Source organism: Nocardiopsis sp. MG754419, from assembly GCF_018207095.1.
GTDB lineage: Bacteria > Actinomycetota > Actinomycetes > Streptosporangiales > Streptosporangiaceae > Nocardiopsis.
The window spans coordinates 20,108-31,495 of sequence record NZ_QOCZ01000073.1 but is presented as its reverse complement, the minus strand read 5'-3'; the positions used below and the strand labels follow the sequence as shown (position 1 = coordinate 31,495).

The window sequence follows — 11,388 nt, the reverse complement described above, 5'->3', positions numbered from 1 at the left end:
TCCCAGCCCAGTGCGGGATCGTGGCTGCGCACGACCTTGCCGGGGATCCCGGCGATGACGGCGTGGTCGGGATAGGTGCCGGGGCGGACCACCGTGCCGGCCGCGACCACCGAGTTCCGGCCCAGGTGCACACCGGGCAGGATGACGGAGTTGGCCCCCAACCACGAGCCGTCGCCGATGCTCACCGGGTCGTCCACCGGCCACTGGAGGCCGACGGGGATGTCGGTGTTGGCGTAGGCGTGGTTCTGGTCGGTGATGTAGACGTAGGGGCCGGTGTAGACGTGGTCGCCGATGTCCACGGACTTGTGGGCGACGACGTGCGAGCCGCGGCCGATGGCGCAACCGGAGCCGATCCGCACGACGGTGCCCTCGCCGAGGTCGTATTCGGGTCCCATACCGGCGGCCAGGGTGATGTCACCGCCCAGGACGGTGTGCACCCCGATCTCGATCCAGGGTTCGCCGTACAGGGTGGCCACCGGGAAGGCGATGGCCGATCCGCAGCCGAAGCCGGCGAATCTCCGGGCGGCCCGGGAGTCGGCGCGGATCTCGCCGTGGGTCCGTGCGTACGACCAGACGGAGCGGATGATCCAGTTGAGGAGCCGCGACACGGGTGCACCTACTTATTACCGGCCAGTAAATCCTGACGCGAACACTAGCAGTGTCCGAGTATGCGGCACCGTGTCCGGCTCGTGGACACCGGGTCCCGAACGGTGTTCGAGACCCGGTGCGCCGTTTCCGGGTCAGCCCGACAGGTGCGCCAGCAGGTCCTGGCGGGTGAGGATGCCCACCGGCTTGCCGTCGCTCAGCACCACCAGGGCGCCCGACGCGCGCAGCAGGCGCACGCAGTCGCTCACCGGGGTGCCGGTGCCCACCGTGGCCAGCGGAGCGCCCATGTGGGTCTCGACCAGGTCGTCCAGCTCGGCCCGGCCGTCGAAGAGGGCGTCCAACAGGTCGCGCTCGGCGATGGAGCCCACCACCTCGGCCGCCATGACCGGCGGCTCCTCCTTCATCACCGGCAGCTGGGAGACGCCGTACTCGCGCATGATCGCCACGGCGGTGCCGACGGTCTCGTCCGGGTGGCTGTGCACGAAGTCGGGCATCTCGACCTCCTTCGCCCCCAGGACCTGGCCGGCGGTGGCCTCCTCGGTCTCGGCGGACAGGAAGCCGTAGTCGGCCATCCACTCGTCGTTGAAGATCTTGCCGAGGTAACCGCGGCCACCGTCCGGCAGCAGCACGACGATGACGTCGTCGGGGTCCGCGGTCTCGGCCACGCGCAGCGCCGCCTCCACCGCCAGACCGCAGGAGCCGCCCACCAGCAGGCCCTCCTCCTTGGCCAGGCGGCGGGTCATGAGGAACGAGTCCTTGTCGCTGATCGCCACGATCTCGTCGCAGATGGCGGTGTCGTAGGTACCGGGCCAGATGTCCTCGCCCACACCCTCCACCAGGTAGGGACGGCCGGTGCCGCCCGAGTAGACCGAACCCTCGGGGTCGGCGCCCACGATCTGGACGCGCCCCTCCGAGGCCTCCTTGAGGTAGCGGCCGGTGCCGCTGATGGTGCCGCCGGTACCGATACCCGCCACGAAGTGCGTGATACGCCCCTCGGTCTGCTCCCAGATCTCCGGGCCGGTGGAGTGGTAGTGCGAGTCCGGGTTGTTCTGGTTCTCGTACTGGTTGGGCTTCCAGGCGCCCGGGATCTCACGGGCCAACCGGTCCGAGACCGAGTAGTAGGACTCGGGGTGTTCGGGGGCGACCGTGGTCGGGCAGACCACGACCTCGGCGCCGTAGGCGCGCAGGACCGACAGCTTGTCCGGTCCGACCTTGTCCGGGCAGACGAAGACGCAGCGGTAGCCCTTCTCCTGGGCGACCAGGGCCAGCCCGATGCCGGTGTTGCCCGAGGTCGGCTCGACGATCGTGCCGCCCGGCTTGAGCTCGCCGCTCTTCTCGGCGGCCTCGACCATGCGCAGCGCGATACGGTCCTTGACCGATCCGCCCGGGTTGAAGTACTCGACCTTGGCCACGATCGTCGGGGCCAGCCCCTCGGTGACCTTGCGCAGACGGACCAGCGGGGTGTCCCCGACCAGGTCGATGAGTGAGTCGTGTACCCGCAACTTCGCTCCTTCGCATCGTGGCGACCGGGTCTTCGGCCCGCCGGTGTCGCATCCCCGGTGACGCCCGAGGCGGGTGGGAACCGATCCGGCCCCTCCACACCTTGAACTCTAAGCCGTTTTTCCGGGGGTTCGCTCCGCTTCACCAGGCTCGTTGTCGGTGAACGCCCCGGCCTGTCGCCCGGAACCCGTCACGCCTTGTCGAGGACGGCGGCACCGCGACGCGCCGGGGGCGGAACGGGGCTCCACGCCGTCCGGGCCGATGATCACGCAGGCTCGAATCGGCCGGCCGGCGCGTGCGGATCATGTGCCTTCCGGGTACGTGACCATGGAGTTCCTCGCCGGTAACGTCGAGTCGTAACCGTCCCGCCGGCGAGCGGGAGGGGTCCGACGCTGGGGGTGACCGCATGCTGCGAGCCGTGCGAGCACGGCGCATCGCCGCCGCCACCGCCTTCGGCGGAGGCGGCCTCACACTCGTGGGCGGGGGCACGGTGGCCCTGCTCTATCTCCAGGCCCGGTTGGCCAAGAACGCGATCGGCGGGACCCGGTGGCGACGCCCTCGGGCGGACGGGGTCTACGGGGAGGGCGCCGGCCGGCCGCTGCGCCTGTTGATGCTCGGCGACTCCACCGCGGCCGGTTTCGCCGTGACCGAGGCGCGGGAGACCCCCGGCGCGATGCTGGCCGCGGGGATCGCCGCCGCCACAGAACGCCGGGTGCGGTTGCGCTGCACGGCCTCCCCCGGAGCGACCTCGGCCCACCTGGACGACCAGGTGGAGCGGGCCGGGGCCCGTCTGCCCGATCAACGCTTCGACGTCGCGGTGGTGTTCATCGGCGCCAACGACGTCATCCGCCGGGTACGGCCCAACGACGCCGTCGCGGCGCTGCGGAAGATCACCCGGGACCTGGTGGAGCGGGGCACCCCGGTGGTGGTGGCGACCTGTCCGGACCTGGGGACGGTGCGCCCCATCGGGTGGCCACTGCGATCGGTGGCCCGTCGCGCCTCACGTCAGTTGGCCGCGGCACAGACGATCGCGGTGACCGAGGTCGGAGGTCGCACCGTCTCGCTGAGCGACCTGCTCGCCGACGACTTCCGGTCAGATCCGGTTTCCATGTTCGGCCCAGACCGATTCCATCCGTCAGCGCGCGGGTACGCGCAGGCGGCCTTCGCCGTCCTGCCGTCCGCGTGCGCCGCGCTGGGGCTCCTGCCCGAACTCGACGAGGGCGAGCGCACCCGCGGTGTGCTGCCCGTCGAACGCGCGGCCGTGGTGGCCGCGGAGACGCCGGGAACCGAGGTCACCCGGGCCGGCGGAGCGGAATCGACCGGCCCGCGGGCGGGGTGGGCCGCGCTCATCCGCGGTCCGTTCCGACTCCGGGGCTCGGCCCGAGAGCACGGCGGGGAGCCCGCGGAGGGCGAGCCGTCAAGGCCGACCCCGAATGGCGCCGGGGAGCGCCCGGCGGGTTAACTGGTCGGTAACAACGTGCCCACGACAAGGACGATCAACATGCCCGAAGCAGTCATCGTCGCCACCGCGCGCTCCCCCATCGGTCGAGCCTTCAAGGGCTCCCTGAAGGACATCCGTCCGGACGACCTCACGACGCAGATCATCGGGTCCGCCCTGGCCCAGGTCCCGGAACTGGACCCCGGGAGCATCGACGACATCATGCTCGGCTGTGGTCTGCCCGGCGGCGACCAGGGCTTCAACCTGGCCCGCGTCGTGGCCGTGCAGTTGGGTTTGGACACCGTCCCGGGCACCACCGTCACCCGCTACTGCTCCTCGTCGCTCCAGACCACACGGATGGCCTTCCACGCGATCAGGGCCGGTGAGGGCGACGTGTTCGTCTCCGCCGGTGTGGAGACCGTCAGCAGGTTCGTCAACGGAAGCAGCGACAACCCGCAGAACGAGAACCCGCTCTTCGCGGACGCCAAGGCGCGCACCGAGCAGCGCAAGGAGGGCGACCAGGGCACCTGGACCGATCCGCGCGACTCCGGGGGCCTGCCCGACGTCTACATCGAGATGGGCCAGACCGCGGAGAACGTCGCCGAGATCACCGGCGTCTCCCGCCGGCGTCAGGACGAGTTCGCCGTCCGCTCGCAGAACCTCGCCGAGAGGTCGATCGACAACGGCTTCTGGGAGCGGGAGATCACCCCGGTCACCCTGCCCGACGGCACGGTGGTCACGACCGACGACGGCATCCGACGCGGCACCACCTACGACAAGGTCGCCGGGCTCAAGCCGGCGTTCCGCCCCGACGGCACCGTCACCGCCGGCAACGCCTGCCCGCTCAACGACGGCGCCTCCGCGCTCGTCATCATGAGCGACACCAAGGCCAAGCGGTTGGGCATCACGCCGCTGGCCCGGATCGTCTCCACCGGCGTGACCGGTCTGAGCCCCGAGATCATGGGGCTGGGCCCGGTCGAGGCCTCCAAGCAGGCCCTGGCCCGCGCGAACATGGCGATCGGCGACATCGACCTGGTCGAGATCAACGAGGCCTTCGCCGCGCAGGTGCTGCCCTCCGCCGACCGACTGGGCGTGGACATCGACTCCCGACTGAACGTCAACGGCGGCGGCATCGCCATCGGCCACCCGTTCGGCAGCACCGGCGCGCGGATCACCGGCACGCTGATCAACGGTCTGCGCTTCCACGACAAGACGTTCGGGCTGGAGACCATGTGCGTCGGCGGCGGCCAGGGCATGGCGGCCGTCTTCGAGCGTCTGAGCTAGTCCCGACCCGCACCCGCGTCCATACCGACCGCCCACGGGGCGACCGTCGCGGTGGGGGCGGAGCCGAGCGCGCTCCAGGGGTCCCGGACCGTCGGTTCGGGGCCCCTCGCGCGGTGGGTTCTGACGAATACGTGTGAGAAAGATCGAGAGTCCCGCGAGTACGGCCACGTAGCACCCTCATGTGAACGTTCTCGCTCCGGCAAGGTAAAAGCCGGCGACCAGGTCTTGTCCGAACCGTGATCCTGATGCAGGGTCGCAGGTAAGTGCCACACGCCCAACGCACTGCGGAGGTGCCTATGTCGGTTACCCACTCGCCGGAGATCCACGCAAAGCTCATCGAACGCATCCCGGTCGTGACCGGCCGAGGACTCCACGAGTGGTTCGACTCGCTCGACAAGGGACCGGGCCTCCTGCGCCCCCTGGACCGGTCGCACTGGCTCGCTGACGAGTACGACCTCACCCACGGCTACGCCCACGCCATCGTCACCGAGTACGACCGTCGCCGCCGGAACCGCTCCATCCCGGCTCCACGCCGCGAGGGCCCCTGACCCGAGCGACAGCGCACGCACGAAGGCCGCCCCGGAACCTGCTGTCCGGGGCGGCCTTCGTGTACTCGGGTGGCCGCGACCTAGTCGGCGAACATCGTCTTGATGATCCAGAGCAGACGCAGGATCTCGATGTACAGCCAGACCAGGGAGACGGTCAGACCGAAGGCGAACTGCCAGGCGAACTTGTTGGGGATGCCGGCTTCGACGCCCTCCTCGATGCCACGGAACTCGATGGCCAGGGTCAGAGCGGCCAGAACGACGAACACGAGGCCGATGCCCAGGCCGAGCCAGGTGGGCTCACGCAGGCCCATGCCACCGGAGATGAAGAAGCTGAGCACGAAGTTGACCAGCATCAGCGCGGCGGCGCCGAGAACGGCGTAGGAGACGGCCTTGACGAAGCCGTCGGTCACCTTGATGATGCGGAACTTGTACAGCGCCAGCATCACACCGAAGACCACCACGGTGCCGATCACGGCCTGGGACACCAGCGAGGTGCCCGCGGTCGGGTCGCCGAGGGTGGCCGAGAGGCTGATCCCGAGGAAGGCCGACAGCCCACCGACGAGCAGCCCCTGCAGAGCGGCGTAGCTGAGGATCGCGACCGGGTTGGTGATCTGCTTGAACGCGATCACCAGGCCCAGGATGAGGCCGCCGAGCATACCGACGAACATGAGCCCCATGCCCAGTCCGAGGTTGCCCATGGTGAGGAAGTAGGTGATGACACCGAAGATCGCGACGGTGCCGAGGGTCATGCCGGTGCGCACGACGACGTCGTCGATGGTCATCGGCTGGTCGCCGGCCGCCTGCTGGGGGTAACCCTGCTCGGGGTAGCCCTGCTGGGGGTAACCGGGCTGGCCGTAGGCCTGCTGGGGGTAGCCCTGCTGCTGGTACGGCTGTCCGTACCCCGGCTGCCCATAGCCCTGCTGACCGTAACCGGGCTGCCCGTAGCCCTGTTGGGGGCCGGACTGCTGTTGGAGCGCCCGCTTCAGGACGGGGTTGGAACTCCGCATCCGCATGTCTAGTAAAGGCCTTTCACGCGTGGATTGCTGCCCATAAGGTAACGCACGGCGTTACTCGCGGGTTCCGAGGACCAGGTCACCGTTGGGAAACGGACCCGGTACGCGCGGCGGCCCGTACCACCGTCGGTGGTACGGGCCGCGATCATCCGGTGGGCGCCTGAGGGTGCCCTCGTGCCGTGTGCCCGGCACGAGCGGCGCACCGGTGGAGCCGCGGGTCCCCGCCGTGCCGTGGGAAGCCCGCGCACGCGCGACAAGCGCGGCGCGGGCCCCGCAGAACGGGGACTAGTTGCGGGTGATCAGGGACCGCGCGAAGAACAGCATGTTGGCGGGACGCTCGGCCAGCCGCCGCATGTAGTAGCCGTACCACTCGTCGCCGTAGGGCACGTAGACGCGCATGCGCTTGCCCTCGGCGGCCAGGCGCACCTGCTCGGTGTCCCGGATCCCGTAGAGCATCTGGTACTCGTGGTCGTCCGTGCCGCGACCGTTGGCGGCCGCCATCTCACCGGCGATCGCGATCATGCGGGGGTCGTGGGAGGCCACCATCGGGTAGCCCTCGCCCTCCATCAGGACGCGCAGAGCGCGCACGTACGCCTTGTCCACCTCGTGCTTGTCACGGAAGGCCACGGACTCGGGTTCGTCGTAGGCCCCCTTGCACAGGCGCACCCGGGAGCCGCTCCCACTGAGGTCGCGGCAGTCGGCCACGGTGCGGTGCAGGTAGGCCTGGAGCACCGCGCCCACGAACGGGAAGTCCGTGCGCAGCTCCCGCAGGATGCCCAGCGTGGAGTCGACCGTGGTGTGGTCCTCCATGTCGAGGGTGACCGTGGTGCCGATCTCCCGGGCCGCCTCGGCGATCATGCGCGCGTTGTCCAGGGCGATCTTCTCGCCGTCCCGGTTCAGGAACTGGCCGACGGCCGACAGCTTGACCGACACCTCGGCACGGTCGCCCAGCCCGGCCTCGCCCAGCGACGCGAGCAGGTCCTGGTACGCGGTCACCGTCGCGGTGGCCTGGGAGAGGTCGGTGGTGTCCTCACCGAGGAAGTCCAGGGTGATGTAGCGGTCCCGGGCCAACTCGTGGACGGCCGGCAGGGCCTCCTCGCGGGTGGCGCCCGCGACGAAGCGGGAGACCATGGCCCGGGTCATGGGAGTGCGCTCGATGATGGTGCGGCAGGTCGTGGACCTGGCGGCGAGCAACAGGGGCTTACGAAGCATGGTGACCTCGACGAAGAAGACGTGCGCGGACCGATGGGTCGGCGCGGACGAAGCGCTGCCGGTGTGCCGGCGGCGGCGGGTTCCTCGGGGGGTACGGGACCGGACGCGGTCCCGGGTGGGTGCGCACCCCCTCAGGACGGAGGAGGGGGTGCGCACCCGGGGCACTACCCCTGGTGCGGGTAGGAGGAGACCGTCGGGGCGACGAACGTCTCCTTGATGGCGCGCGGGCTGGACCAGCGGGACAGGTTCTGCGCCGAACCCGCCTTGTCGTTGGTACCGGAGGCGCGACCGCCGCCGAAGGGCTGCTGACCGACGATGGAGCCGGTCGGGCGGTCGTTGATGTAAAAGTTGCCGGCGGTGAAGCGCAGCGCCTCGGACGCCTTGGCCACCGCGGCGCGGTCCTTGGCCAGGACGGCGCCGGTCAGGGCGTAGGCGGAGCCCTCGTCGACGACCTTCAGGATCTCGTCGTACTTCTCGTCCTCGTAGACGTGCACGGCGACGATCGGGCCGAAGTACTCGGTGCGGAAGACGTCGTTGGACGGGTCGGTGCCCTCGATGATGGTCGGGCGGACGAAGTAACCGACCGAGTCGTCGGCGGTGCCGCCGGCGATGATGTCCAGGGTCGGGTCGGACTCGGCGTCCTTGAGGACCTTGGCCAGCTTGTCGAAGGAGCGGCGGTCGATGACGGCGCCGACGAAGTTCGACAGGTCGGTGACGTCGCCCATCGTCAGGGCCTCGGTCTCGGCGACCAGGGCGTCACGCGTCTTCTCCCACACCGAACGCGCGACGAACACGCGGGAGGCGGCGGAGCACTTCTGCCCCTGGTACTCGAACGCGCCTCGGACGATGGCGGTGCGCAGCACCTCCGGGTCGGCGGAGGAGTGGGCGACGATGAAGTCCTTGCCACCGGTCTCGCCCACGATGCGCGGGTAGGAGCGGTAGTCGGCGATGTTCTCACCGACGCTCTTCCACAGGTGCTGGAAGGTCTTGGTGGAACCGGTGAAGTGCACGCCGGCCAGTTCGGGGTCGTTGAGGGCGACGTCCGAGACGGCCAGGCCGTCACCGGTGACCATGTTGATGACGCCCGGGGGCATCCCGGCCTCCTCCAGGAGGCGCATGGTGAGTTCGGCGGCGAACTGCTGGGTCGGGGACGGCTTCCAGACGACCACGTTGCCCATGAGGGCGGGCGCGGTGGGCAGGTTGCCCGCGATGGCGGTGAAGTTGAAGGGGGTGATCGCGTAGACGAACCCCTCCAGCGGACGCTGCTCCATGCGGTTCCAGACGCCCTTGACGCTCAGCGGCTGCTGCTCGATGAGCTGCCGGGCGTAGGAGACGTTGAAGCGCCAGAAGTCGATGAGCTCGCAGGCCGCGTCGATCTCCGCCTGCTGGATGGTCTTCGACTGACCGAGCATGGTGGCGGCGTTGATGGTGGCGCGCCAGGGACCGGCGAGCAGTTCGGCGGCGCGCAGGATGATCGCGGCGCGGTCGTCGAAGGACATCGCGCGCCAGGCGGGGGCCGCGGCCTTCGCGGCGGCGATGGCGTCGCGGGCGTCCTCCTGCGTGGCGTTGCGCATCGTGCCCAGGACGGACGCGTGGTTGTGCGGCTGCACCACGTCGATGGGCTCCCCGCCGCCCATACGGCTCTCACCGTTGATCCGCATCGGCAGGTCGATGCTCGCGCGGCCGAGCTCGTCGAGTTCGGCGACGAGCGCGGCGCGCTCGGCGCTTCCCGGAGCGTAGGAGAGAACGGGTTCGTTCACCGGCAGCGGGACGTTGGTCACGGCGTCCATGGGCACCTCCCTGGAAAGAATGTCCCTGAACGAGCAGGGTTGGGCTGATTCAACGGTCTCAGAACGTGGACGTCCACACCTTGTGGGGCGGGCCACTCTTTGCCGGCCTTATTTGTTCACCAGGACAAATCGAGACTCCGGTACCCCCGTTCACCGACGCACCGTCCGCCCACCGCTCCAGTAGGGTCATGGCCTGGAGGCTTCTGGTGAGGAACTACGTCATGACTGGTCACTCAGGATCAGAAGAGGAAGCCGAGGCCGGTCTCCCGTTGCGCGGGCTCCTGTTGGCCCTGGGGGATCCCGTCGTCGACGTCGCGGCGGCCCCCCAGGGGCTCGATGTTCTGGTGGACAACGTCGTCATCCTCGACCCCGAGGACCGCGCCGAGGCGCGGGAGGGTGATCTGGTGCTGCTGATCGGGGTGCGCGGCGAGCGGGCACGACGCATGGTGCGCGTTCTGGCCGAGCGGGGCGCCACGGCGGTGGCGGTCAAGACCGACACCCACGCGCCGGCGGAGGAGCGGACTTCGACGACCGAGCGGCGGAGCACGCGTCCGCCCCGCCGGATCGACGAGACGCTCGCGCTGCGCGGTGAGGCCGAGGACGCCGGGATCGCCCTGCTGTCGGTCCGTCCGGAGGTGCGCTGGGACCAGTTGCAGTCGGTGTGCCAGAGCATCGTGGACGACGCCCGCCTGACCGCCTCGGAGGACATGGCGGAGGCCGGCGGCGACCTGTTCTCCATGGCGCAGACCATCGCCCACCTCACCGGGGGGTTGGTGAGCATCGAGGACTCCGCGAGTCGTGTGCTGGCCTACTCCAGCGGCGCCGAGGTGGACGAGCTGCGCCGCTTGTCGGTCCTGGGCCGGCAGGGCCCCGAGTCGTACCTGGCGTTGCTGCGCGAGTGGGGGGTGTTCGCCAAGCTGCGCTCCGGCGAGGAGGTCGTGCGCATCGACGAGCACCCGGAGCTGGGCATCCGGCGCCGCCTGGCGGTGGGGATCCACGCCGGAAGACGGCCCCTGGGCGCGATCTGGGTCCAGGAGGGCACCGAACCCCTGGCCGAACACGCGGAGGAGGCACTGCTGGGAGCGGCCCGCACCACCGCGTTGCAGATGATCCGCCAACGGACCCAGGCCAGCGCCGGGTTGCGGCTGCGCGAGGACCTTCTGTCGAGTCTGCTGGAGGGGCGGATCGACGCGAGCGCGCTGGCCGACACCGTGGAGGTGCACCCCGACCGGGCCGCGCTGGTGGTGGCGTTCTCCCTGCACCAGGGTTCCGGGGCGGAGGACGACGGGGGCACGGCGGGCGAACGTCCGGACCGACCCGAGCGGGAGCTGCGCCGGCGGCGGCTCATCGACCTGGTGTCGGTGCACACCGCGGCCTACCGACGCAGTTCGCTGGTCACCGAGTTGGAGGGGCGGGTCTATGTCCTGCTGCCCGACCTGGTCCGCGGCAGGGAGGGCCGCCACGGGATCGAACAGTCGGTGGTCGCGCTCACCCGCCGAACCGTGACGGCGGCGCGCGCGGCGCTCGGGCTGCGCGTGCGGGCCGCGGTGGGCTCGCTCGTGGAACACCTGGGCGAGGTCCCGGCGTCGCGGACCGAGGCGGACCTGGTGTTGGACGCGATGGGGCCCGTCCCGGACGGGGACGCCGGCCGGGAGGTGGCGACCATCTCCGACGTGCGCTCACGGGTCCTCATCAGCGGGACCCTGGCGCACCTGCGCGCGGACCCGTCACTGCGGGACCCGAGGGTGAACCGACTGATCGAACACGACCGTTCCGGCGGTGCCGACCTGGTGCACTCCCTGTTGGCGTACCTGGAGGCGTTCGGCGACGCCCGGGCCGCCGCCGAGCGGCTGCACATCCACCCGAACACCTTGCGATACCGGGTACGGCGTGCGGCCTCGGTGAGCGGGATCGACCTGTCCGACCCGGGTGAGCGGCTCTTCGCCCAGCTCCAACTGCTCCTGGAGCGAGACCCGGGCAGGTAGGGACGGTGGCTT

General features: G+C 70.3%; 9 protein-coding genes. 4 read left to right on the top strand and 5 right to left on the bottom strand.

Features of this window, described 5'->3' with window-relative positions; translation table 11 throughout:
* Both DSY14_RS15725 and DSY14_RS15720 read right to left on the bottom strand, forming a co-directional pair.
* A partial coding sequence (locus tag DSY14_RS15725) for an acyltransferase (RefSeq protein ID WP_211717315.1) occupies positions 1-608 on the bottom strand: 608 nt, incomplete at its 3' end.
* 132 nt (positions 609-740) lie between these two features.
* Positions 741-2,108: a cystathionine beta-synthase gene (locus DSY14_RS15720; protein ID WP_211717314.1), complete on the bottom strand. Its 1,368-nt coding sequence runs from the start codon at positions 2,106-2,108 to the stop codon at positions 741-743.
* A gap of 404 nt (positions 2,109-2,512) precedes the next feature.
* Between DSY14_RS15720 and DSY14_RS15715 the strand changes: the two genes are divergently transcribed.
* The 3 genes from DSY14_RS15715 to DSY14_RS15705 all read left to right on the top strand — a co-directional run bounded on the left by DSY14_RS15715 (position 2,513) and on the right by DSY14_RS15705 (position 5,376).
* Positions 2,513-3,568 carry an SGNH/GDSL hydrolase family protein gene (locus DSY14_RS15715; RefSeq protein ID WP_211717313.1) on the top strand — a complete coding sequence of 352 codons (1,056 nt, stop codon included), beginning with the start codon at positions 2,513-2,515 and terminating at the stop codon, positions 3,566-3,568.
* Between the two features lie 39 nt (positions 3,569-3,607).
* Complete coding sequence (locus tag DSY14_RS15710) at positions 3,608-4,828, top strand: acetyl-CoA C-acetyltransferase (RefSeq protein WP_211717312.1); 1,221 nt, start codon at positions 3,608-3,610, stop codon at positions 4,826-4,828.
* Positions 4,829-5,124: 296 nt separating this feature from the next.
* Complete coding sequence (locus DSY14_RS15705; protein WP_211717311.1) at positions 5,125-5,376, top strand: DUF4287 domain-containing protein; 252 nt, start codon at positions 5,125-5,127, stop codon at positions 5,374-5,376.
* Positions 5,377-5,456: 80 nt separating this feature from the next.
* On the opposite strand, the gene DSY14_RS15700 is transcribed toward DSY14_RS15705, so the two are convergent.
* From DSY14_RS15700 to pruA, 3 genes are all read right to left on the bottom strand, one after another.
* Positions 5,457-6,389, bottom strand: a complete 933-nt coding sequence (locus DSY14_RS15700) for a Bax inhibitor-1/YccA family protein (RefSeq protein ID WP_211717310.1) — start codon at positions 6,387-6,389, stop codon at positions 5,457-5,459.
* A 285-nt stretch (positions 6,390-6,674) separates the two neighbouring features.
* A complete protein-coding gene (locus DSY14_RS15695) occupies positions 6,675-7,601 on the bottom strand; it encodes a proline dehydrogenase family protein (RefSeq protein WP_211717309.1) in 927 nt (308 codons plus the stop codon).
* A gap of 164 nt (positions 7,602-7,765) precedes the next feature.
* The gene (gene pruA / locus DSY14_RS15690; protein ID WP_211717308.1) at positions 7,766-9,391 is read right to left on the bottom strand and encodes an L-glutamate gamma-semialdehyde dehydrogenase; all 1,626 of its coding nucleotides are present in this window, start codon (positions 9,389-9,391) and stop codon (positions 7,766-7,768) included.
* A 221-nt stretch (positions 9,392-9,612) separates the two neighbouring features.
* On the opposite strand from pruA, the gene DSY14_RS15685 reads away from it, so the two are divergent.
* Positions 9,613-11,376, top strand: coding sequence for a PucR family transcriptional regulator (locus DSY14_RS15685; protein WP_211717307.1), 1,764 nt, complete (start codon positions 9,613-9,615; stop codon positions 11,374-11,376).
* Positions 11,377-11,388 lie beyond the last annotated feature (12 nt).